The sequence below is a fragment of the Thermoanaerobacterium calidifontis genome, from assembly GCF_055381745.1.
Map to the genome: position 1 here is coordinate 1,451,306 of NZ_AP042436.1, position 22,282 is coordinate 1,473,587.

Below are 22,282 nucleotides of genomic sequence, written 5' to 3' on the forward strand. Positions count from 1 at the left end.
CTCTTTTCTATTTAGCAATACAATACCCCATTCCTATAGAGTTTTTTTCTAGCAACCCAGCTCCTAGTATTGTAAAAGCGAGTTTTTGACTTATTTCATCAGATTTAACTCCTATAATCATTTTATTTCCTAACAGGCTTGTATTTTTATAAGCAACTTTTATTGGTTTAAAATTAGTTTGTTGTATAAATTCTATAAAATTATCATCAGGTTCTTCCATTTCTTTAAAATAAGATTTATATTTTTTTATAGCATTCACATATATTCGCTCTCGCAAAAATAACAAGCCATCTTCCTTTGTCCAATATCTATTTTTAGCAATTGTAGCAACCGCAGGTGAAACTGTTATTAAACGAGATATAGGTTTATAACTATATTGTTTAACTTCTGTAGATAATATTTTTATGCTATTATTTGATTTTTTTAGCAATTCCGGCAACACTAAAATAAATTCCTGTGACAGTGAGCGAATATTGACTTTATATGTTTTTTCTTTTTTATATATTTTGTCATTCTCTATTGGATACAAACCGCAAAAAGTATAGAATTTATAGGCATTTTCTTTATGCATTTTTTTTAATCTTTCGTCATATAGAAATGATCGCGAAATAATGTTGGACATAAACTCATAACTTTTTAAAAAAGGAAGCTCTTGGTCCAATACAAATGAAACAACCAGTTCATAATACTCCATAGCAATATTCACCTCTTTTCATTAGATATGCTTTTATATTTGTTAATCACATATTACCACTATATAGATAATTTGTAAAGTGTTTTTATAAAAATTTTTCTGATTATTATTAATTATAACAATCCATTTGTTCTTCATGTGTCTTTTTATAAAATACTTTAAAAAATTTTTATATTAGATGGTTAAGCATTCCAAACAAATATATATTGCATTTTATAATTTTTTATGTTATTTTGTATTATACAAATCAACCTATACGTATGACGTATTGAAATTTAGATATGCTTTTATATCAAGCTAAAAATAAAACCGATACATATTATGTATAAAATAAAGCAGTTGTTTACAAAAACGTAACTGCTTTATTTTTATCTCCATTAATTCAAAAAAACATAACCACTTTCCATATTAAAACTCCTTTCTAAAAATTTTTAGACATAAAAAAAGCAGGCATTAACGCCCGCTTATGCACAGAAAAAGGTATGCGCATACCTACCATACGTTTTTCTTTTTCTTTTTAGGCTTTTGTTTAGGTTCATTGTCAGTTTCTGTTTTAAACTCCATTTCAGACTCTATATTTGTCTCTTTTACGATCTCGTCAGGCTCTTTCACTTCTTTTGCAATAGGCTTATCATTAACATAAAATGTCAGTTGCTCATGTTCTGTATTAGTCTCTTTTTTAGGTTTTGTATTAGATTTATTTTCAGATTCAATATCAGGCTTTTCTTTGCTCTTTAAAAGCCTTTCTCTAACTCTAATGTCCCATACAGGACTGTAGTCTCCGCCTTCTTGCTGTACCCATTCAGGATTATATTCACTTATTGGAATAGGCTTCATCTGTTTTGATAACGGGTGCTTTGTATAGTCCATTTTCTCAACCTTAAACGGTTTTTGTCCACGCAGTATTAAAAGTGCACTCATAGGTTCAAGTCTCAAGATTTCATCAGGATTTAGTAAAGCACGTTTTTGTGTGCTTATTGATACGTCTCCGAAGTCAAACATGCCTTCAAAGCCTGCTTTTTTCCTTATTGACTGTGACTGTACTGTTGCCTGTCCTAATAATGCTGACACAAATTCTGCTGTTGCCGTATCTGTACAGCCTAAAAACAGTCTCGTGTCACAGTTGCCTATAATCTCCTGCCATGCGTCATTCGGATATCTGTTTTTTAGCTGTGCTATGTTCTGGAATATTACGCTTGAGTGTATGCCTCTTGATCTCATTGTACTTATCTTTTTTGTAAAGTCTGGTATTGCGCCTATGTTAGGAAATTCATCAAGCAAGAAATAAACGTTAGGATCACAGTGTCCTCCGTTCATGTCAGCGTACCTTATAAGCTTTATAAACAAAAACGAGAAGAAAAGTCCTGCCAAAAAGTCAAATGTTGAGTCCATGTCACTGGATACGCAGAAATATGCGCACTTATCTTTTCCAGGCAGTTCAAGGTCTATGTCACTTTCTTCGGTAAGCCTTTGTACAAGCCTGTTCTGAAACACCTGAAGCCTTGTTCCAAGTCCTATTACAACACCTGTACGGACTGTATCGTTTGCCTGTGCATAGATGTTATACGGCATTTTGGCTGGATGTCCGTTAGGAAGTCCTTTAAAGATCATGTCTATTTGCTTTGGATCTGAACTTGCCAGAAGTGAATAGACGCTTGCAAGGTTTCTTTCACGTCCTGAATATTCTGTTGCTACGTACAAGACAAGTGCCTTTAAAAGATTCTGCTCTGCTCTGTCCCAGAATGGATCACCCGATTTTGAACCTGCTATCTTTGTGTTTGATATAACTACTTCGGCAAATGTCTGTGCATCTATGTCATCTTGTATTACATCTACTGGATTCCACCTGTCGGAGTGCGTCATGCTCACTAAATTGAATATTTTTACGTTATATCCCATATCTCTCAAAAACTGTGCCATATCATTGAACAGTTCGCCTTTTGGATCTGTTACTATTATGCTTTGTCCTTCTTTCGCAAGCTGCAATATATTTGTTCTTACGTATGACCTTGATTTCATTGAACCTGAGGCACCGAATACTGCTACGTTTCTATTAAAGTACGTCTTTTTTGGAAGTGTTACTGTCTTACCATTAACTTTGCCTAATATTAAGCCTTCATTTGTGCCTATACCTAGAACTTTTTTTGCTTCTTTTTCTGTCATCCAGTTTGCTGTACCATGTGTACCATTATCTTTGAGGTATTTTACGCCTTCGTTATTCATTGCACTGTTCTTTGCTGCAACTATTAGAAATATTATCACTGCGGTAAGCAATATTAATGCAATGAAATAGCCCCTCAACATGTTTACATCTGCCAGTGATTTAAAGTCTAATAATGGATTTAAATACATTTGTTTTACTATTGACAGGTCTATTGTATTTTGGTCTAGCTTTAAAGTTGCAAATATTTGAAATAACTTGACTATTGGCATTAAAAGCCACACGCTTGCTATAAGGTACGTTACAGTACCTATTAAGCCTAATGTGATTTTGTTTTTAAACATCAATTTTACCAACTCCTTTATTTTTTTTTGCATAAAAAAAGCAGGCATTTAGCCCGCAAAAAGTTTATTTTTATATTGTCCTATTCACGAAATCGTGATACAATAGATTTAAAGAAGAACGAATTAAGGAGATGGTATTTATGATAAAACTTAAAAAGCCTGATCTTAATTTAGCTGATTACTTAATTGAAAATGAAATAGGTGTATTGTCAAAATCTGAATATGAAGAATATAAAAACGCCAAAGCGTTTGGCAATATGCCTATGTATGCAATTGTACATGCTTTTTTGTATGGTGATCCTGTTGATATTGTATATTTTAATGACGGGCAATGTTTTTTTGAGGAAAATGACATTATAGAAGATTATTTATTAGACGATCCTGAATTTTGGTTTTTTGATAAGCCTGATGAAGTACATGATGCACAACTGGAAGGTGAGGAAATTGTTTTTTCTGATGATGAAGATGCACTTGAGTGGGAAGGACGTTATGACGACGAGGCTATTTGCAACGCCTTTAAGTTAAACAAGAGCAATTCTCCGTTTGCTTCTTTTGTAGGCATATTTTATGATGAAGAAGGCGGAATTATTGCTGATGAAGGTAGAAAAGCTTTATATAGTGTGTTAACTGTTGCTGAAGCAGCGGAACTTTATGGCATAGGTGTGTCTACTATCAGAAAAGCCTGTATTTCAGGTCGTTTCATGCCTTATGAATGCCGTAAATCAGGCTCTACCTGGCTTGTTACACGTGATGGAATGAAACGTGTATTTGGAAGGTAATTAGTAAAAGGCATGTGTAGGCTATGAAATATTCTGACGAGGAACTTATTGAGTATCTGAAAGAACTTTATACAGAACTTGGCAGGACGCCTGTAAAAAGAGATTTGAAAAAGTACAGCTATGACGCCTATAAAAAGCATTTTGGAAGCTGGAATAATGCTTTAATTAAAGCTGGCTTGCCTATAAGGCGACATTTTTATTCTAATGATGACTTGTTAGGATGGATTAAGGATTTTTATGAAACCAATGGACGTTCTCCGTATGTGTCTGATTTTATTAAACAATTTGGAGATCCAAAACTTTTCAGAAACCGCTGGGGCACCTGGGCAAATACTCTTAAGACTGCTCAAGTACCTGTCAGAGCTTCTTTTAAGTCCTTATCTGATGATGAAATGTTAGACAGGTTGATTGAAGTTTGCAAGATATTAGGACGTGTGCCAAAAAGGCTTGAATTTACAAAGTATGGACTTCCAACTTTTCACACATATACCAAACATTTTGGTATGACACCTGCATATCTTTTAAAAGAACATGGCTATATTTCTGTACATTCCATAAGAAGAAAGATATCAAAAGAACAGCTTATTGACGAACTCAAAGAAGTTGCCAAATTATTAGGTCACGTTCCTTCTTCAGTTGACTTAGATCGTTTAGCAAAAAACAGCATTTATTTTTCGACACGTATTTATAAAAAAGTTTTTGGTTCTTGGAATAATGCCTTGAAAAAAGCTGGTTTCAAGCCTAATTTAGAAGTACATAAAGGTCTTTCTGATGAAGAAATTTTAGACATTGCAAAAAAAATTTATGAAGCTTATGGAACATTAAATGTGAAACTGATGGTTGAACATGGGGTTACAAAGTCTCAAGTGGAGTATCATGGCGGTATTACAAAATTTAAAAAAGCCTTAAATATACCTTATAATGACCGAACCAAATATACGAAAAATGATTGTATTAACGGACTTAATGAGGCTTATCAATACTTTGGACATTTGCCGAGCATTAATGAGTACAATAGCGGACATTTCAAGCCTTCATACAAGACTATTATCAAGCATTTTAAGACATGGAACAATGCGTTAGAAGAACTTAAAAAAAATTATTAATTTTTCTATATAAACTTAAAATTTTTATAAATTTTTCTTAATTTTGTTTACTTTTCCTTTGCCTTTTTTGTATAATATCGTTAAAAGTTTTTTGTTGGAGGTTGATGATTACATGAAAAGATTATTTGTAGGTTTATTAGTTTTGACATTATTTTTAAGTGGATGCGGAAGCGATACTATTAAAAGTAATAATATAAGTTCAAATAAAAGTAACAAGTTAGTTAGCGAAAATGTTACAACTAATAAAAACTTAAAAACAAATCAAAATTCAGCTACAAATTCTGCCAAAAATAAAACTTCTAATGTTGCCATTACTAATATACAATGGAAATGGTCTTTTAAAAACAATCATAAAACGTTAGAGAATTTACAGATTTTCAAGTCAACAGATAAAGGTAATTCATGGACTGAGATAACTTTACCTATAAACACTTTTCCAAAAGATGCATATAGTGACGCCTATGTAGAAAATGTGGAACCATATTTTTTAGACTCTGATAATGGTTGGATTTCGTGGATAAATTATAATAATGAGAAATTATATATGCTTAAAACAACTGACGGAGGCAAAACTTGGAACAAATTAAGTTATAATCTTCCGCAGTTAGCTCAAAGCATCTCGAAAATCCAATTTGTAACACCAAATACAGGATGGCTCTTAGCAGTGTCTGATGGCGCAGCGGAACAGCAAATTAAATATTTGTTTGAAACAAATGATGGAGGTAAGACGTGGAAAAAAATTAATGTTACTTCATCAGATTCTTATTCAGGTTTACCACTTGTAGGAACGTCAACTGATATGATATTTTATGGTGCAAATAATGGATGGATAGGCGTTTCAAATCCGATATCAGCGGATGTGATCTTGTATAAAACGAGCGATGGAGGTAATACGTGGAGTAAAGTTTCGGTTCCTACACCACAAGGCTATGGAAAGTATTGTATTGTGTCGGCTTCAGTACCCGTGTTTAAAGACTATAAAAACGGAACATTAGATATTAATTTATATAGAACGGATAATGGCAAATCTGAGGGTCATACTGTAACTTATGTGACAAATGACGGAGGAAACACTTGGTCTACGAATTCAGTAAAATAAAAAGTGAGGTATTTCACTATACCCCACTTTTTTATACTTTATGCTTTAATCATACCTTCAGGATATTGACCAAGATTATCAACCGTTAGATAATCAGTATCTACTATAATTCCTGAAATAGACTTGTTACATGCTGTTTGTTTTATCTCATATCCTCTTACTGGTAATACTTGCTGACAAGCAGAACTACAGTTTTCCCAATAATGTGTTACATACGCTAAATCATAATAATATTCATCACCTGTTAAAGTATTGCAGCCACAGTACACGCCAGCACCATATCCTGCATCTCTAATTGCTTTTGACCAGGTATTTATCCAATTAATAATTTGTTGATGACTGTTAGAACCAATATCTTCTACATTTAGCCATATAGTTCCATATTGTGGATAATCAACTAATTTTGCTCGTGATATTGCTTGTTGCGCTCTACTTGATGCTAATGACAAATCAGACCACATACCAGAATAACTGCCTTGATATATCGCTACTGACAAACCAGCATTTAATGCAGCAGTCACATCTGATATCCAAGCAGCATCTGTTTGTCCTATACAATCTCTCAAAGCATGAGAGTATCCAGCGTTTTTAAGTGTTGTAAATTGAGCCTGAGTTAAAGTTGCTACACAATCAAAACCATTTCCACTTTGGTCTATTAATTTTACACTAAATGGTAAACTCATCATTTTCACCTCACTTTCTTTCATTAGTTTTTTTAGAAGGAATTTATCGGCCGATTTATCCCTCTATATATTAAAGAGTGTTTTTATATCAATTTTACAACCTCCTATCAAAAAAATTTTTCATTTTTTCTAAAGCTTTGTTTTTTGCTTTATTCACTGCCTGTTGAGAAATGTTTAAATCCTTTGCAATGTCTTTCTCTTTTTCGTTGTTAATAACCGTTCGTATTATTATTTCTTTCTGCAACGACGTTAATTGATTTAGTGCCTGTCTAACTACTGTTTTCATGTCTATTTCATCATATATATTTGCTTTATCTGGCATATCATTATCTAATATTAACAATTCGCTTTTTTGCACTTTGTTTTGATTTTTTGACAGTCTTATATACTCGTTTTTTATACATATTTTTATATACTCAATTAATTGCTCATCAGTTATTATGTTTACCGTTTTCTCGCTTTTTGCAATTTCAATAAATTTAATTAACAGATCCGTTTCAGATCCATCACAGTCTAGTTTTCTTTTATATTTGTTTATAAGTGGCATAAATTGTTCTATCAACATCAACAAGGCATCTTTATCGCCTTTTTGTACTTTCTGGAAAAGGTCTCTAAACCTGTTTTCCATTTTTTATGTCAGTTATACTATGCCAGCTTCCTATTGCTGATGTTGCTGCTAATAACGAATTTATGAGGTACAAAGGAATGTCTTTTATAGAAAATTGTTTTGTTATTAATGATGTTATTAAAATGATTATAAATGACACAATTAAGACCAAAAGTCTTGTTGGAATTTGCTTAAATGGTTTTAAATCTTTAATATATTGTACTATTAGCGTCGTTGCTGTTATTGTACCTGCTAATGTGCCTAACGTGGCATAGGTGAAAAAATCATTCAAGGTTATCACCTCCAATAAAAAAGGCTTACAAATCCAACAAGGGAATGTAAGTCTTTTTTATTGGCAAAAATCTATCAGCAGGTATAATTAACATATTTACAAAAAAAAGAAATAAGCCTTGCAATACCCTTTTTGGATATGCAAGGCTTATTTCACCCTCATAGGTAGACTAAAAATTTTTAATACAACCTTAAAGGTAGACTAAAAAATAATTTTTGAAACTTTTGTAAAAATGTTTCAATCCCTTACTAGGTAGACTAAAAAACTTAATTTTATTTTAGCACATTTTCTGTTTTTGTCAATATACTTTTCACAAAAAAATTATGGACAGGTATTATGCCTGTCCTGATACCGCCTTTTTTAGTTCTGCTCCTGCCTTAAACGCAGGTGCCTTCGTTGCTGGTATTGTTATCTCTTCTCCTGTTTGCGGATTCCTGCCTTTTCTCTCTGCCCTGTCATGTACATCAAACGTTCCAAAGCCTACTAATTGCACTTTATCGCCTTTTTGCAACGCTTCCGTAACGCTTTTTATAAAAGCATCCAATGCCTTTTCAGAATCTTTTTTGGTTAAGCCTGATTTTTCGGCTATTTTACTGAGTGAACCTCATCTCCACTGAAGTGGAGAGCTTCTGATACAGTGCCTTCTGTATCGTCTTCGGTCTATGATACATACCATAGATACACTACCTCGATACAAACAGCAACCTATCAGTGTGCCAACTGCGGCACAGCTATATCGGCTATATGCAAATGAGCATATAGACTCGATACTTTATCCACAAATGAATGTATAAGAGGTTCATATAGTTGCGCCTGCAACTGCGCTATCCAAATATGCTTTATGTCTTGCATTTAATAACTTCTTTAGATGACTATGTCTTTTTTCTTTATTATATTGGTACTTTTTAACTATTTCTTTTATTTCTTCATCTTCTGCTCTGTTTTTTACATTTATTGCGCCAACGTGATCTGCATCATCTTCATATCCGCAATATTGGCATTTGAAGTGCTTACCGTTACGGTTTTTTCTGTCAGTATAGTGGCATACTGGGCATTCTTGTGATGAATATGCCGGTTCCACTTCAACTATTTTTTTACCTATCCATGTTAGTTTTTCTTTTATTTTTTCAAGTAATTGTCCTCTTGCCCAATTTGAATCACGTCTGTTATTTTTTCTTCCCCTGTCAAATTGTAATATATTTAAGTTTTCTATAGACACTAGAACATTTCTATCTTTTATGTCGTTGACAAAGGATTTAACAGCGCAGGAGATTTCACTTTCTACTGCATGGCTATACTTTCTTAGAACACGGTTCAAAGATTTCCTGCCTTGCAGCATTTTGTTTATATTTCCAATCTTTTTTCTTAATTTATGTTTTCTCTCTTCCGATGTTGTTTTCTTTAATTCTTTTCTGTATTTCCGCATCAATGCTTTTAACTTGCTTCTATTGCCCAGTTTGGGCAGTACTATATTATCATATAATGCTGTCATTTCCTTGAAACTGCCATATGATATATCATCTGATGTATGAATCAACTCTGTCTCACCAATATCAACACCAATTATTTCGGTATATTCATAATCATCAGTTTTCTTTTCTACAGGAATGCTTACCTTTATTAACCTATTTTTTAATATTTGTATTGTTGGCGAGCATTTTTTATAATTGTCAAGTCTCCATTTTCCGTGTCTTGATACTTTCAACGGTATATCCATCCATTTGCCTCTTTGCAATGTTTTGACACGTATTACATAATCAGCATCAATATGATTAGCTTCCTGTATTTCGCATACTCTTGAATCTAACTGTATAGGTGAGTCTTTAACAAATGGCACTTTCCTCGATTCCAGTTCTTCAAAAAATGTTGTGCGTACCATTGACATTATTTCGGATATTTCTTCATGAGTATGTTTTTGCAGCATATTAAGCAAATCATTATAATATTTTATGTTGTTTTCATAATTTTTCTTTACATTAGTTTTTTCTATTGTCAGCATTTTATTTTTATTTGCATCTATAAGCTTTTTCAATTCTATAAATGGATCAAGATTTAATATGGACGCATTGAGCAGACAAACAGATGAAACAAAATGCTGAATATCACCGCTATCAATATATAGACCATACATATAATTTTTAATCCGTGTAAAATGGTTGTACAATTCTGTGAATGCATGGTCAAAAGCATTTTGCCCCAATGCCGATCCAAGATAATTTAGCTTTTCATGTCTTATCTCTTTTTCAAACCTTCTTACATTAGAATCTTTTTTATTGTTTTGAAAAATATAAAGATATATATTGGGATTGTTCAAAAGGCATTCAATATAAGAATTGATTAATTGTGAATATTGTTTTTGCATGACAGACAGTTCGTTAATCTTGACTTTTGTAGGCTTGCCATATAAAAATACACTTTTTGTGTTATCACTCATAGGCATTACCCTCTCGTTTTCTGATTTTCAATATATTTCTTTATGACATCTTCCGATATCGAACCAATTGTTTCAATATAGAAAGATGAATTCCATAAATGTCCCTTCCACAACTGTTTTGCCAATTCTGGATATTGCATCAGTGTTTTTCTCGCACTTATTCCTTTCAACATTTTTGCAATATATGAAGGAGATATTTTCGGATGTGCAGAAACAAAAACATGTACATGATCTGGCATTATTTCCATTGCAGCGATTTTAAAGTCTTTATCGTGTGCTATTTCATCAAACAAAGATTTTAAATATGATTGAATATTTTCTGTTAACACTTCCTTTCTATATTTTGTTGACCACACGATATGATAATTGACGTTATATACACATGTTCTTGCATGAATTATGTTATCTTTTCCCATACATATAGTATAGCACAAATTTATATTGATTTCAAATATTACTTAGTATAATTCATTATACATATAGTAATGTTTTATTAAAAACTGGCTTTCATCTCTCCAATGAATTGGAGAGGATTCCCGCCGTTCGATCCTAATTCGGTTTTGTTCATAAAAATACCTCCTTAAAATTTTTGGTTTTGCCTTATTATAGCCTGATTTAAAGCCTTTTGCAAGTGTTTTTGTATACATGCAAGGTACGTTTTGTTTTTTTGATTGATTTGATAAACTTTTTATAGGTATATGAAACCTTCAGGTTCCCATTTTGCTCTTATCCCAATTTTTAAATTTGGTATTTCTTTTTTAACTATTTCTAACATTTTTAATGTATTTTCTTCTTTTAATGTTTTCTTATTTGACCCTTTAATCTCATCATATAACCTTATAGTCCAAAACTTATTTGCAATATTTCCACTTTCTTGTATTCTCTTTCCTATTATCAATAAATCTTCTATTGTTGTATCAGCGAATACGCATGTTCTTATATCTACCAATACTCCATTTTCTGATAGTATTTTTTGGACCTTATATGAATTATTTAGCATTTTTTCTGATTTGCTTTTGGTTAGACCCGTAAGCTCTGCAAATTTTGCTGCATTAGATGCTTTTACGTCTATTGATGCAAAATCAAGATAAGGATATATTATTTTTGCTAGTTCTACAGATGATCCATTATGTGCTATGCTTGTTATTCCACCTTTTTGTTTTGCATATTTGAGCATTTCTAATGATAATCTTTTGTACATACACGGATCTCCTCCTGACAATCTTATAACTTGTCGTGAACTTATTGTTTCGTCTATTTTTTTATATAGGATATTTTCTTCTACTTGTACAGCATATAAAATGCTGCCATCTTCATTTTTCCATTGCCCTCCTCTTTTGCAATACTCGCAGCTAAAATTACATTTGCCAAAAGAAAATATTCGCATTGGTAACGGTTCCTTTCCGAAAGCCTTTAAAAAATAAGCTGGACGTATTTCACTTATTATTTCACCTTTATATGGCAATATGAATATTTTAGACATCTTTATCTCTCCTTTTTTTATTTTTTGTAAATAAAAAAAAACGAACTTATTTAAGTCCGTTTTAGTTTTTTTAATTCACTTTTTGTATATTTTGATAATGTCCTTGTATAGTGGATATAAACCTTGTATTTTTCTAGACATGTCCTTATATTGCGTACTTTTTATGCACTTACTGCATATTTTCGGTATGCGCATACCTTATTACGCTCTCGCTAATTCCGTTTTGCCTTTTCTCTTGTAAAAATCAAAATCTAACTGTTTTATCCCATTCAGGTTCAGCTTTTTTGAAAATATTTTTTATTTGTAAAAAATAACCTTTAAGTACTAAATATATCCAAAATTGAGCATAAGTAAAATACATTAAAACAGAATGAATTACATTCATATAATTTATCTCATTTTCTACAACTGAGGCAGTAATTATTTGTACTGAATAAATTAACAGCGTTTCAAACCATAAAATCAATAATGGTACGTTGTAAGCTACATTCATTCTATGAAATATACCTAATATAAACCATAAATCTGAAACTAATACAAGACTTACAAAAAGATAGTAAATTGACACCATTTGAAAAATATTAAATTTATTTTTCCCTTTACGTATCGCTTTATCTTTAAATATTTTAGAGATTAAATATAGATTGCCCTGCATCCATCTTGTTCTCTGCCTTATCCATATTTTTAAATTTTCAGGTTCTTGCTCCCAAGTAACTGAATCTGTCACTATAGGCAATAAATAATTATTAGCGTAAATCCTCATAGATAATTCTGCATCTTCTGCTAATGCATACGGATCCCAACCATTAATTTTTTCCAAAACCTTCCTTCTAACAAGCATATTCGTTCCAGTAAGAGTTCCTAGCTTAAATAGTTTCCACCTGCCTGATTGCATTATCAATTGAAATACCATGAATTCTAATCCTATCATCCTTGTTAAGCTGTTTTTATACATATTTATCGTCTTTACATATCCTACAGCTCCAGCATACATATCATTTTCCATAGCTTTTTCAACGAGTTTTATAAGTGCATATCTATCAGGTTGATTATCTGCATCATAAACGACAACAAGTTCACCTTTCGAAATTGAAAGACCATAATTCAAAACTCTTGCTTTGCCTTTAGGTGTACCTTCTGGAACTTTTATATGATGTAAGTTGTTAAATAAATTAGAATAATATTCCGCTATTTCGGATGTCTCATCTGTAGAATTGTCATTAAGTAAATATATGTTTAACTTGCCGGGATAATATAAATTTGCCATAGCATCTAATGTATCAAAAAGAACTTTTCCTTCGTTATGCGCTGGTATTAATATATCTACAGATGGATAAACATCTAAATTTATTCTTTTATCATTTCTCGATGTTTTATGTAAAAGTCCAAATATAGTTAAGACAGAATAGTATATAATTAGTACCCAAAACATTACTGCAACTATTATGACTAATTTAGGAAATAACATAATGTTCACTTCCTATATCAATATTTTCAATAAAGTCCTTAAAATCGTGAAAATCAGTGAATTTCATCACGTCTATTTCAATATTGTTTATAAAATTATCATGATTGTGGTTTGGTGCATCAGATAAATGTTTTTTTACTCTATCTATAACTATTTTACAACCTTCCGAATTAGTATTTTGCAATAATACTAACAGTGTACTTTCATTCAAGTAACCTACAATATCAAACTGTTTTCTAATAGAATTTAAAATTGTTTCACCCAATATTTTTATAGCTGTCCGCGATGTTCTCATCTTGCTGTTTATATCTAATTTATTTATCTTAAATATCAATAATTGGCCATTTTCATTTCTTCTTTTCATAGAAGTAAATATGAGTTCAGCTTTATTTAAAAACTCGGTAAATGTTAATACACCAATTTCATTATACTTTTCTAGCTCCTTGACTCGTTGATCCATTTCTAAATTCTTATCTACAATTCTTTTTAAAAAGATTGACTCTATCCATATTAAAACAGAAAAAAATACAACTATGATTTGATAAACAATAGAGTTTATCTGCACCTGAATATTCGGAATTTTTATCCAATTAATCAATACTAAATAAAATGCTAATGTAAATACCCCTGCTATTAAAAATGTGAAACTTTTAAGACTATCATATAAAAAACTTAATATGACTAAGACAGCAAAAAATCCAACAAAATATTTTTTCATATTATCAGGAATATACTTTAGGAAAAAATAAAAAAATGTGAATTGTATAATAAAAAGAAAAATAAAATTTGAATATAAAAAATATTTTTTACGAGTATGTAAAAAATTCATATTCAGTTTTTCTCCTCTCTACTCTATTATTTTTGTATATAACAATAATTATATCATAAATTAAATATAACAATATATATTTTTAATGAATTACCAGATTTATATTAATTTATATAGTAGATATAAACGCTTTTATATAGATTTTCTTAAATAATAAACTTTTTATACATTTACTGCATATTTTCGGTATGCGCATACCTTGTAATATTTGTTAATTAATTCGGCAAAAAGTTCTTATTTATTCATTAATTCCTGCTATAATTAATATATAACCACTGCAAGGGAGGAATATATTGATGGAAGAAGAAAAGCAAAAGGCATTAGAAAAGGCTATAATGCAGATAGAGAAGCAATTTGGCAAAGGTTCTATTATGCGTCTTGGAGATACTCCCAAAGCTAACATAGAAGTTATCCCTACAGGCTGCCTTGAACTTGACATTGCTTTAGGTGTTGGAGGAATTCCTAGAGGACGCATAATTGAAATTTTCGGTCCTGAGTCTTCTGGCAAAACTACTTTAGCCTTGCACATGATTGCTGAAGCGCAGAAACTAGGCGGTACCAGTGCTTTTATTGATGCTGAACACGCCTTAGACCCTACTTATGCTCAAAAATTAGGCGTTGATCTTGTTAATTTATTAGTTTCACAGCCTGATACTGGCGAACAGGCTCTTGAAATTGTTGATGCTCTTATACACAGCAGTGCAGTCGATCTTATTGTTATTGACTCTGTCGCTGCTCTCGTTCCTAAAGCTGAAATAGATGGCGAAATGGGCGATGCTCATGTAGGACTTCAGGCAAGGCTTATGTCACAGGCTTTAAGAAAGCTTGCTGGTGCTATAAGCAGGACAAGGTCTACTGTCATATTTATTAATCAATTGAGAGAAAAGGTCGGCGTTTCTTTTGGAAATCCTGAAACAACGCCTGGCGGACGTGCACTCAAGTTTTATGCAACTATTAGACTGGACGTCAGGAAAGTTGATGCCATAAAGCAAGGTAATGACATTGTAGGAAACCGTACACGTATCAAGGTTGTAAAAAACAAGGTTGCACCGCCTTTTAAGCAGGCTGAAGTGGACATTATGTACGGTGAAGGTATATCGAGAGAGGGAAGCCTTTTGGACATTGGAACGAACATAAATATAATTGAGAAAAGCGGTTCATGGTACTCTTATGGCGACCTTAGGCTTGGACAAGGACGTGAAAATGCCAAACAATATTTAAAAGAGCACAAAGAACTTGCTGACGAAATTGAAAAGAAAATAAGAGAAAACTATAATCTAGCCTTTGACAAAATTAAATCTTCCTCTGATGATAGCATAATAGAAAATTAGGTATGCGTTTTATGCGCATACCTGTTTGTTTTGGCGGGAGGAACAGTCAACTAAGTCCTCTCATCGAACATTATACTACATTGTATTAACTTTCTGCAATTTTTTCTTATCCAATGGCAAAATTGCACCAATGTTTGACTTCTTCAGGTTCTTCTATAGGCTCATATATGCCTTTATCACAATCAAATTTATAAAACCAACGTTTTTCATAAGAAGTTTGATAAAGTCCTTCTTCTATTTTCTCTATTACTGCATAATTATAGCATGTTTCCCATAGATCGCATTTGTTTTCTCGCACTGCTTTATTAGCCTTCTCAAACGTGTTATAATAGCCTACACATCGGCTGCATCCTTTTATGCCATAATTTTCATCAAGTTCCTCTATAACTGTGATGAAATACATTTTCTCACCTCATTCTTTATTATATTTGCTACATGATAATTTTTATAGGTCTCTTGATTCTTTTCTCTCCAGTCTTTCGGAAATATAACCGACTTCAACATGCCTTTTTGTTCATACTTCCTCCACCGTCCTTATGCTGCATTCAGGAAACATTTCTCTGAACATTTCCTCCTGCTCTTCTAGGCACAGTATTTCGATTTCCTCCGTTCTCGTGTACCTGTATTGAGCCAGTTCAAAGTAATTCTTTATTTTTGCAATCTTTTCCACATCGTTCATTACAAGCACCATTACCTGTTTATTATCTACAGTGTAATCTGCTTCCTTCCAGTCAGGCTCTTTTAGGCTGTCTCCATATACCTTTATAGCTGCTTCTTCTACCAAATCATGTTCTCCATGCCTTTTTACAAGCTCTATTCCGTACGGGTAAGGCAATAATAACTGCTCTTTCAGTCCAATTCCTTCTGTTCCGTACATTTCACGTGCCTGCGGATCTTCGTAAAACACTATCGTCCTGTATATGCCTATTCTATGCAGCTTTTCCTGTTCCTTTTTTATGAGCGTTATCTTTTTTTCATTAGGTTTTTTCCCTATATTATACACGGCGTATTCTGTACGTCCTACTAAAAGTCCTAAAAAGTTGCTTCCTCTATCCAACGACTTTCTTTGCTCTTTTATTTTTCGGCTGTCTATAAACGTCCAATTGCTTCCTTTAAAGTCATAATACAGGTCGCTTATCTTTTGTATTCTTTCCTTTTGCCCATACGCTGAAGGCGCATGTTTTACTTCCAATCCATGCCCTTTTGCGTACCTTATTCCGTTTACTCCTAGCATCACGTAGCCTTTCAAGCGTCTTACATAATGTGCCTTTTTCAGGTCTGCCAATCTTTTCAAATAGTACGCACTTGATTCGTATATTTTATTTACATTTTCTACTTTTATCATGCTTAATTCTGCAAGTTCCTTCAAAAGTCTTATATCACGTTCTGTCAATTCTATATTTTTGTCCATTATCATTTCTCCTTTCTATGTTAAATTTTTAACATTTACTTATACTTTTATTGTATTTTTATCAAATTACATTTTTACAGCTTATCAGATTAGCTTTATTTTAAGCCTTTTTAAAACATATTTAAGTTTGTTTTATTTTTAACAAAAACTTATTATCTTTTTATTTAAGCTTTATTTCAGGCTTATCAAGTATTTTATTTTAAGTTTTTTATAGTCTTATCAGCAACTTTATCAAGTTTTGTATTAAAGCTTTATTCTGGCATTTATAGGACTTTATAAAAACTTTTTCTTGTTCCATTTTAAGGTTTTTATCACTGCTTTTTAAGTGCCTGTATTAAAATCTATTTCACTGCATTTTTAAAGCATTATTTCGATCTTATTTTGTTTTTACTCCAGCCTCAACATGGCACTTCCTGCTTTAACCTTTATATCTTGCGTACATTGAAAGCCTTACCTCGTACCTTATTTTAGCATTACCTCTGCCTTTTATAATGCCTGATTTCGTGCCATGTCTGCACCATGCCTGCAATCGGCTTTTAATGCGTTCTTTATCTGCTACCTTTTTTGAATTTTATTATTGCGTGCATCACCAGCTTTTAGTTCGGCGTTTATTCGTTCTTCTCTCTGCCTTCTTTTCGGTTTATGTTTTGCGTGCACTGGCTGCTTTTTTCTGCCTGCATCAACTTTTTTCCTCTGCCTTTCTCTAACCTTATATCTTGCGTGCACTAACAGCATGTTTTCTGACGTTATTTTATTTTTTCCCTCTGCAATCTTTTAAGGCAATTTTTTTGCATAAAACATCATCATTTTTCCAGCCTTTATTTCTTTTTTATCACTGCATTTTTAAGCGTGTTTTTTAGGTCTTGATTTTTTAGCAAGCCTTTCGCAGTACCTCGATAATTTTTTGCACTTTTTAATCAAGACAATTTGTTTATTTTTCAATACTTTAAAAGTGATTTTTAACCTATCTTTTTGCTACCCTGTCATTTTTTGTGTGTTTTTAGACGCTTTTTTAAGTCTTGTAAATGCCTATTTTTCATTTCTGAAAAAGACAGGTTATCTTTAGTTTTTTTATAGGATTTTAGGCAGAAATTTTTCCAGTTCATTATAGTTAAAAATGTAAATTTCTGTTTTTGGTTCTTCACTAAAGCTTGCATTAAAGCCAAATGACAAATGCTCATAATCATCATCATAAATTATTAACGATTTTTTAATAGCATCAATAATAGGCTTAATATTCCAATTGTCTATATCACAATTTTTTACTGGTGTAAAAAACTTAATAAAAACAAAGGCATGATCAAAATATATATTTTTATCAAGTTTTTCTAAAGCATACATAATATTATCTATCCATCTATTTTTTTCTACGCCTTTAACTGGTCCTAATTCAGCAGGAAAATCAGGTACAGTAATTTTAACAACATCATCAATCATTTCAGCCTTAACATCATCACATGGAAGAACAATATCAGGTTCTTCACCACTTCGCAAACACTTATTAACAGCTAAATACAGATTTTTTCTTGCATTTTCGATATTATTATAAGTATTTAACAAGTATTTTAAATCAATTTTTATTTCCTGACTCATCTCGTTCCTTCCTTTCAATCTCTTTTAAGATATATTCTATTTTGTCCAAAACACTGTTTGTAGTATGCCAAAAAGTATAATAGAAGTCCAAAGCCTTCCGTGTAGTTTCGCTCATGTTCCTTTCATGCCAGATAGGTGAATCAACATCTACACGGACATTAAGCCTTCTTTTTTGTTCCATATCATACACACCCCTTTCCTCTAAATGTACAACTCAAGCACAATAAACACATTTTGCAATACATAAAAAAATAAGGCATAAAGCCTTATAGATTTAAAAAACCATTTACCATTTCCTTTAAAATATCCTCATTATTTTCTTTAGGTTCTCTTTCAGGTTCCTTTACATTCTCTTTTATACTTATACCACTCTTTTTAAGATCGCTTAATGTTTCTTTAATATCCAAGATGTTACTATTTATGTTATCCAATATATCCTTATACTTAATATAAAAAGTTAAAGCTTCTCTAATGAATCCTGACCTTTCTTTTCCTTGCAGCGATAAAAGGACTTTATCAATTTCCTCATCTACTACTCTTGTCCTAAAACCATATTGCACTGATAACACCGCCTTTTCCTGATATTATAAATTCAAAGCAGAAATATTCTTCTAAAATAATAACTAATCTCTATGTTAAATTTAAAAATTGTTATTAACTTTTAACCAATGATTTATTATAAGCTTATTATATACGCTTTTATAACTGTTATCAATATGCGTTAAACAAAAGCTATCTTTATTTATATATATCATATAAGATAATAAGCTTAATTGATGTTATCATGCAATATTTTATTGCATCTGGCATACCTTCAAGAAACCAAAAGCATTGGCAAACTGCGCATCTTTTACAAGCTCAACATTTGCATGTGCGTCTTTAAAAAACGGGTACAGATCTTTACCTCCACCGCCTGCTATAAACATTGTACTAATTTTTTCGTACTCATCTTTAAGCTTATCTAAAATACCTTTTTTAACAAGCCTTGCCAATTCATTTTTTAGAATATGAAGTTCTTTTTCAAAACTTATATACTGTCCTCTAAAATAAATACTGTTGTCTTTAAGAATTTCCATAAGACTTTCTGTATTTGCATTTGCGCCTGTTTTTTGTGTATAGAGTTTACCAAGAGCTGTAAATATTTTTGATATGCCTGTATCTATTGTACCTGAAAAGTCTGGCAAAAAGCGAAGGCGATTATCTATTAAGAATGTTACGTAGTCAGTTGTTTTAAAACCTATATCCACTAAAACTATATATGAATTTTTAATCATGTACTTGTTAATATTATCCATGAGTGCATGATATACTGCACCCGCTGCCTGAGGAAATATTATAACCTTATCGAACTTAACGATTCTTGTTAGGTTGTATTCTGGAAATGATACTATTGCCTTATATCCTTCAATCTCTTCCTGAAATTGTTTTTTGTATGTTTGATACTGTTCTAAAGGCAATCCTGTTGCTATATTAATTATGTTATTATCTTCTGACATCAAGAGTGCAGTCGCTGCTGCAAGTAGAGCTTTTGTTTCTTCTTGATTGTGTTTGTCTATATTTAGAGTAAACGCATCCGAAAAACCTTCCCGCTTTGCCAATTCACCTATATAATAGCTTTTTTCTCCGCCGTCATCGGCTATTTTAACATACATATTATCAACAATATTTTCGTTGGAATTAAATATGCCTGAAAGAAGCCTGTCAAAGCCTATACTGACAATTGAAGGAAAAAGTATTCTTTTGCCTTTGTCATTTACGCCCTTCACGTAGCCATAACCTAAATCAAGACCTATGTTCATACATAAAACCTCCTATTAAGTTGATTTATAAAGGAGAAGGATACACCTTCTCCAGCGATTAGAATGGCAAACCATCGGTATTAATTTCTTCAAAGCCTTCAAAGTTAAAATCGTCATCATTATTGTTGCTATTTTTACTGTTGCTGCTGTTTTTAGGATCGGATAACAGTTGCATATCTTCCACCACTACGTCAGTCGTGTATCTTTTCTGTCCGTCCTGTCCTGTATAACTGCCTGTCTGCAATCGCCCAACTATTGCTATTTCTTTGCCTTTCTTGCAGTATTTGCTTATCAAGTCAGCAAGTTTGTCCCACGCAACTACACTTATAAAGTCAGCCTGTTTGTTTCCGTTAGCATCTTTTCCATTTCTGTCAACGGCTAATGTGAAGCGTACTGCCTTATGACCGCTTTGCGTGTTGTGTTCTGTCGGGTCTTTTGTTAAACGTCCTATCAATATTACTTTGTTTAACACAATATCAACTTCCTTTCTAACTTTTATTGTACATCTATTTATGCTCAAAATCAATAATTAGATGTACTAATAAAAATAGCAGGCATCAAAAACCTGCTATTCTAAAGTGAATATTCTGTTTATATCAACATTAAGTGCATAGGCTATTTTTAAAGCAGTTTCTACTGTCATATTTTCTTTTGTAACACTAATCATTTTATGCATACTTTGCTTTGATACGCCTATTCTCCTTGCAAGCTGAATTTCCTGTATGCCTTTTTCTTTCAAAACATCTTCAATATAACATTTTGCATTAAGCTTTTTTAATTCTTCTTTTAACTTTTTATCACGTTCATTGAGCTTGCAAATATATACTAACGACTTGCTTGTATCTTTATTTTCTTTTTCAAGTGTATATAATTCGTTTGTATTAACTCCAAGTGCATAAGCGATTTTTAATACCGTCTTTATTTTAATCGCTCTGTTATTTATTACAATATCACGAATATAACTGCTTGATATATTTAATACATAAGCAAGCCAGTGATAAGACAGTTTTTTCTCATTTAAAATTTCTCTTATGTGATTTTGTGCTTTGTATTGTTCTAAAACATTTCTTATTTCTTCGTCAGTTTTAGCTTCTTTCAGTTCTTCTAAAATTTCATTTTTATTTTTCAGTTTAGACCTTTCTGTTATATTTATTAAAAGGTCTGTATTAACCAATGAAATATTGCATTTTGGGCACATTATTACAGGAACATTTTCAACCTTGTCTTTACCGTCTACCTCAAAAGTTTTGTATACAGTTATTAATTCACCGCCACATACAGGACATCTGCGTTCTGCCATTTAACTCTCTCCTTGTTATGTTTTTTTCTCTACATCATTGTATACCTATTTATTTATTTTGTCTATAAACAGGCTTACTATTTCACGATCAAACTGTGTTCCTGCATTGTTTTTGAGTTCCTTTAAAGCTTCTTCTACGCTTAATGCTTTTTTATAGACACGCTCATTAATCATAACATCATAGGCGTCTGCAATAGTTATAATACGTGCAAAATACGGTATATCATTTCCTTTTAAGCCTTGTGGATAGCCTTTTCCGTCATAACGTTCATGATGGCACAAAACAGCATTAGCAACCGTATCGTCCATTTTCATTTCTTTGATTTTCTCATAGCCCCATACAGTGTGCTTTTTCATGATTTCCATTTCTTTTTCAGTTAACTTACCAGGCTTTAAAAGTATTTTTTCAGGTACTTTAAGTTTGCCTATATCATGCAACTGTGCAGCAAGAAGAAGATTAATCAGATCGTTATATGGCATATTGAGTTCCTTTGCAATTTCCTCACAAAGCTTTGCTGTCCGTATATGGTGTTTTTTCAGTTCTTGTTCTATTGTCATTTCATCACCTCAAAAAACAAGGCGGAACATTGTCCGCCTATATTATGCTTCTTTATATGCTTTTAATACGGCTTCTATTATTGCATTTCTCATCTCCTTTGTTAGAGGATATGCTGTATTCCTATGTTTTCCTTCTTTATTAGTGTAAACAGGTAATGATACAAAAACTCCATTTTTGCCTTGAATTAGGCGTGTTTCGATTGCAAAACAGTCGTCAAAAACGACCCTGCAAAAGCCTTTAAGATTGCCTCCTTTATCGTATTTTCTGAATTCTGTTTTTGTGATTTGCATACATATCATCCTTTCTATGA

26 protein-coding genes are annotated in these 22,282 nt (G+C 32.0%); 4 read left to right on the plus strand and 22 right to left on the minus strand.

Translation table 11 applies throughout. The features are described 5' to 3' along the window. Positions 1-7: 7 nt before the first annotated feature. Both cas6 and ACZ42G_RS07540 read right to left on the minus strand, forming a co-directional pair. A complete protein-coding gene (gene cas6 / locus ACZ42G_RS07535; RefSeq protein WP_192402393.1) occupies positions 8-694 on the minus strand; it encodes a CRISPR-associated endoribonuclease Cas6 in 687 nt (228 codons plus the stop codon). 492 nt (positions 695-1,186) lie between these two features. Further along, on the minus strand, positions 1,187-3,199 hold the full coding sequence (locus tag ACZ42G_RS07540; protein WP_464852131.1) for a VirD4-like conjugal transfer protein, CD1115 family: 2,013 nt from the start codon (positions 3,197-3,199) through the stop codon (positions 1,187-1,189). A gap of 140 nt (positions 3,200-3,339) precedes the next feature. On the opposite strand from ACZ42G_RS07540, the gene ACZ42G_RS07545 reads away from it, so the two are divergent. Genes ACZ42G_RS07545 through ACZ42G_RS07555 form a run of 3 tightly spaced genes read left to right on the plus strand, consistent with a single transcriptional unit; the run spans position 3,340 to position 6,183 of the window. Further along, positions 3,340-3,978 carry a helix-turn-helix domain-containing protein gene (locus ACZ42G_RS07545; protein ID WP_464849879.1) on the plus strand — a complete coding sequence of 213 codons (639 nt, stop codon included), beginning with the start codon at positions 3,340-3,342 and terminating at the stop codon, positions 3,976-3,978. 23 nt (positions 3,979-4,001) lie between these two features. Then, entirely contained in the window at positions 4,002-5,084 is a 1,083-nt protein-coding gene (locus ACZ42G_RS07550) for a homing endonuclease associated repeat-containing protein (RefSeq protein WP_464849880.1), read from the plus strand. A gap of 58 nt (positions 5,085-5,142) precedes the next feature. Further along, a complete protein-coding gene (locus ACZ42G_RS07555; protein WP_464849881.1) occupies positions 5,143-6,183 on the plus strand; it encodes a WD40/YVTN/BNR-like repeat-containing protein in 1,041 nt (346 codons plus the stop codon). Between the two features lie 38 nt (positions 6,184-6,221). Here the strand turns inward: ACZ42G_RS07555 and ACZ42G_RS07560 are convergent, their stop codons facing one another. From ACZ42G_RS07560 to ACZ42G_RS07600, 9 genes are all read right to left on the minus strand, one after another. Then, positions 6,222-6,890, minus strand: coding sequence for a glycoside hydrolase domain-containing protein (locus tag ACZ42G_RS07560; RefSeq protein WP_464849883.1), 669 nt, complete (start codon positions 6,888-6,890; stop codon positions 6,222-6,224). Between the two features lie 70 nt (positions 6,891-6,960). Then, on the minus strand, positions 6,961-7,494 hold the full coding sequence (locus ACZ42G_RS07565) for a sigma-70 family RNA polymerase sigma factor (RefSeq protein WP_464849885.1): 534 nt from the start codon (positions 7,492-7,494) through the stop codon (positions 6,961-6,963). Then, a complete protein-coding gene (locus ACZ42G_RS07570) occupies positions 7,478-7,765 on the minus strand; it encodes a hypothetical protein (protein ID WP_464849887.1) in 288 nt (95 codons plus the stop codon). Before ACZ42G_RS07570 ends, ACZ42G_RS07565 begins: the two co-directional genes overlap by 17 nt. Before the next feature lie 334 nt (positions 7,766-8,099). Further along, on the minus strand, positions 8,100-8,354 hold the full coding sequence (locus ACZ42G_RS07575; protein ID WP_464852133.1) for an HU family DNA-binding protein: 255 nt from the start codon (positions 8,352-8,354) through the stop codon (positions 8,100-8,102). A 210-nt stretch (positions 8,355-8,564) separates the two neighbouring features. Further along, complete coding sequence (locus ACZ42G_RS07580; protein WP_464849889.1) at positions 8,565-10,199, minus strand: RNA-guided endonuclease InsQ/TnpB family protein; 1,635 nt, start codon at positions 10,197-10,199, stop codon at positions 8,565-8,567. Positions 10,200-10,204: 5 nt separating this feature from the next. After that, a complete protein-coding gene (tnpA, locus tag ACZ42G_RS07585) occupies positions 10,205-10,615 on the minus strand; it encodes an IS200/IS605 family transposase (RefSeq protein WP_333509064.1) in 411 nt (136 codons plus the stop codon). Between the two features lie 272 nt (positions 10,616-10,887). Beyond that, positions 10,888-11,682, minus strand: coding sequence for a radical SAM protein (locus ACZ42G_RS07590; protein ID WP_464849891.1), 795 nt, complete (start codon positions 11,680-11,682; stop codon positions 10,888-10,890). A 244-nt stretch (positions 11,683-11,926) separates the two neighbouring features. After that, positions 11,927-13,150 (minus strand): glycosyltransferase family 2 protein, encoded by a 1,224-nt coding sequence (locus ACZ42G_RS07595; RefSeq protein ID WP_333509062.1) that lies wholly within the window; start codon positions 13,148-13,150, stop codon positions 11,927-11,929. Further along, positions 13,137-13,868 (minus strand): hypothetical protein, encoded by a 732-nt coding sequence (locus tag ACZ42G_RS07600; RefSeq protein WP_333509063.1) that lies wholly within the window; start codon positions 13,866-13,868, stop codon positions 13,137-13,139. Before ACZ42G_RS07600 ends, ACZ42G_RS07595 begins: the two co-directional genes overlap by 14 nt. A gap of 407 nt (positions 13,869-14,275) precedes the next feature. Here ACZ42G_RS07600 and recA point away from each other — a divergent pair, with 407 nt between their 5' ends. After that, positions 14,276-15,310: a recombinase RecA gene (gene recA, locus ACZ42G_RS07605; protein WP_464849893.1), complete on the plus strand. Its 1,035-nt coding sequence runs from the start codon at positions 14,276-14,278 to the stop codon at positions 15,308-15,310. 106 nt (positions 15,311-15,416) lie between these two features. Here recA and ACZ42G_RS07610 read toward each other — a convergent pair whose 3' ends face one another. The 11 genes from ACZ42G_RS07610 to ACZ42G_RS07660 all read right to left on the minus strand — a co-directional run bounded on the left by ACZ42G_RS07610 (position 15,417) and on the right by ACZ42G_RS07660 (position 22,262). Then, positions 15,417-15,713, minus strand: a complete 297-nt coding sequence (locus ACZ42G_RS07610) for a hypothetical protein (protein WP_464849895.1) — start codon at positions 15,711-15,713, stop codon at positions 15,417-15,419. Between the two features lie 111 nt (positions 15,714-15,824). Beyond that, entirely contained in the window at positions 15,825-16,721 is an 897-nt protein-coding gene (locus tag ACZ42G_RS07615; protein ID WP_464849897.1) for a hypothetical protein, read from the minus strand. 555 nt (positions 16,722-17,276) lie between these two features. Next, positions 17,277-17,456 (minus strand): hypothetical protein, encoded by a 180-nt coding sequence (locus ACZ42G_RS07620; protein WP_464849898.1) that lies wholly within the window; start codon positions 17,454-17,456, stop codon positions 17,277-17,279. Between the two features lie 336 nt (positions 17,457-17,792). Further along, positions 17,793-18,314, minus strand: coding sequence for a hypothetical protein (locus tag ACZ42G_RS07625; RefSeq protein ID WP_464849900.1), 522 nt, complete (start codon positions 18,312-18,314; stop codon positions 17,793-17,795). Beyond that, the gene (locus ACZ42G_RS07630) at positions 18,292-18,495 is read right to left on the minus strand and encodes a hypothetical protein (RefSeq protein WP_464849902.1); all 204 of its coding nucleotides are present in this window, start codon (positions 18,493-18,495) and stop codon (positions 18,292-18,294) included. Before ACZ42G_RS07630 ends, ACZ42G_RS07625 begins: the two co-directional genes overlap by 23 nt. Positions 18,496-18,580: 85 nt before the next feature. Next, complete coding sequence (locus ACZ42G_RS07635; protein ID WP_464849904.1) at positions 18,581-18,874, minus strand: hypothetical protein; 294 nt, start codon at positions 18,872-18,874, stop codon at positions 18,581-18,583. A gap of 234 nt (positions 18,875-19,108) precedes the next feature. Beyond that, entirely contained in the window at positions 19,109-20,113 is a 1,005-nt protein-coding gene (locus ACZ42G_RS07640; protein ID WP_464849905.1) for a ParM/StbA family protein, read from the minus strand. Positions 20,114-20,171: 58 nt separating this feature from the next. Then, entirely contained in the window at positions 20,172-20,585 is a 414-nt protein-coding gene (locus ACZ42G_RS07645) for a single-stranded DNA-binding protein (protein WP_464849907.1), read from the minus strand. A gap of 96 nt (positions 20,586-20,681) precedes the next feature. Beyond that, the gene (locus ACZ42G_RS07650) at positions 20,682-21,413 is read right to left on the minus strand and encodes a helix-turn-helix domain-containing protein (RefSeq protein ID WP_464849908.1); all 732 of its coding nucleotides are present in this window, start codon (positions 21,411-21,413) and stop codon (positions 20,682-20,684) included. Between the two features lie 45 nt (positions 21,414-21,458). After that, positions 21,459-21,971: an HD-GYP domain-containing protein gene (locus ACZ42G_RS07655; protein WP_464849910.1), complete on the minus strand. Its 513-nt coding sequence runs from the start codon at positions 21,969-21,971 to the stop codon at positions 21,459-21,461. A 42-nt stretch (positions 21,972-22,013) separates the two neighbouring features. Continuing rightward, positions 22,014-22,262, minus strand: coding sequence for a SpoVG family protein (locus ACZ42G_RS07660; RefSeq protein WP_096231514.1), 249 nt, complete (start codon positions 22,260-22,262; stop codon positions 22,014-22,016). Positions 22,263-22,282 lie beyond the last annotated feature (20 nt).

Bases quoted from the DNA above. Each gene is read 5' to 3' on its own strand.
- cas6 (WP_192402393.1), bottom strand. From the start codon at position 694: ATGGAGTATTATGAACTGGTTGTTTCATTTGTATTGGACCAAGAGCTT.
- ACZ42G_RS07540 (WP_464852131.1), bottom strand. From the start codon at position 3,199: ATGTTTAAAAACAAAATCACATTAGGCTTAATAGGTACTGTAACGTAC.
- ACZ42G_RS07545 (WP_464849879.1), top strand. From the start codon at position 3,340: ATGATAAAACTTAAAAAGCCTGATCTTAATTTAGCTGATTACTTAATT.
- ACZ42G_RS07550 (WP_464849880.1), top strand. From the start codon at position 4,002: ATGAAATATTCTGACGAGGAACTTATTGAGTATCTGAAAGAACTTTAT.
- ACZ42G_RS07560 (WP_464849883.1), bottom strand. From the start codon at position 6,890: ATGAAAGAAAGTGAGGTGAAAATGATGAGTTTACCATTTAGTGTAAAA.
- ACZ42G_RS07565 (WP_464849885.1), bottom strand. From the start codon at position 7,494: ATGGAAAACAGGTTTAGAGACCTTTTCCAGAAAGTACAAAAAGGCGAT.
- ACZ42G_RS07580 (WP_464849889.1), bottom strand. From the start codon at position 10,199: ATGAGTGATAACACAAAAAGTGTATTTTTATATGGCAAGCCTACAAAA.
- tnpA (WP_333509064.1), bottom strand. From the start codon at position 10,615: ATGGGAAAAGATAACATAATTCATGCAAGAACATGTGTATATAACGTC.
- ACZ42G_RS07590 (WP_464849891.1), bottom strand. From the start codon at position 11,682: ATGTCTAAAATATTCATATTGCCATATAAAGGTGAAATAATAAGTGAA.
- ACZ42G_RS07595 (WP_333509062.1), bottom strand. From the start codon at position 13,150: ATGTTATTTCCTAAATTAGTCATAATAGTTGCAGTAATGTTTTGGGTA.
- ACZ42G_RS07600 (WP_333509063.1), bottom strand. From the start codon at position 13,868: ATGAAAAAATATTTTGTTGGATTTTTTGCTGTCTTAGTCATATTAAGT.
- recA (WP_464849893.1), top strand. From the start codon at position 14,276: ATGGAAGAAGAAAAGCAAAAGGCATTAGAAAAGGCTATAATGCAGATA.
- ACZ42G_RS07610 (WP_464849895.1), bottom strand. From the start codon at position 15,713: ATGTATTTCATCACAGTTATAGAGGAACTTGATGAAAATTATGGCATA.
- ACZ42G_RS07615 (WP_464849897.1), bottom strand. From the start codon at position 16,721: ATGGACAAAAATATAGAATTGACAGAACGTGATATAAGACTTTTGAAG.
- ACZ42G_RS07620 (WP_464849898.1), bottom strand. From the start codon at position 17,456: ATGCTGTTAGTGCACGCAAGATATAAGGTTAGAGAAAGGCAGAGGAAA.
- ACZ42G_RS07625 (WP_464849900.1), bottom strand. From the start codon at position 18,314: ATGAGTCAGGAAATAAAAATTGATTTAAAATACTTGTTAAATACTTAT.
- ACZ42G_RS07630 (WP_464849902.1), bottom strand. From the start codon at position 18,495: ATGGAACAAAAAAGAAGGCTTAATGTCCGTGTAGATGTTGATTCACCT.
- ACZ42G_RS07640 (WP_464849905.1), bottom strand. From the start codon at position 20,113: ATGAACATAGGTCTTGATTTAGGTTATGGCTACGTGAAGGGCGTAAAT.
- ACZ42G_RS07650 (WP_464849908.1), bottom strand. From the start codon at position 21,413: ATGGCAGAACGCAGATGTCCTGTATGTGGCGGTGAATTAATAACTGTA.
- ACZ42G_RS07655 (WP_464849910.1), bottom strand. From the start codon at position 21,971: ATGACAATAGAACAAGAACTGAAAAAACACCATATACGGACAGCAAAG.
- ACZ42G_RS07660 (WP_096231514.1), bottom strand. From the start codon at position 22,262: ATGCAAATCACAAAAACAGAATTCAGAAAATACGATAAAGGAGGCAAT.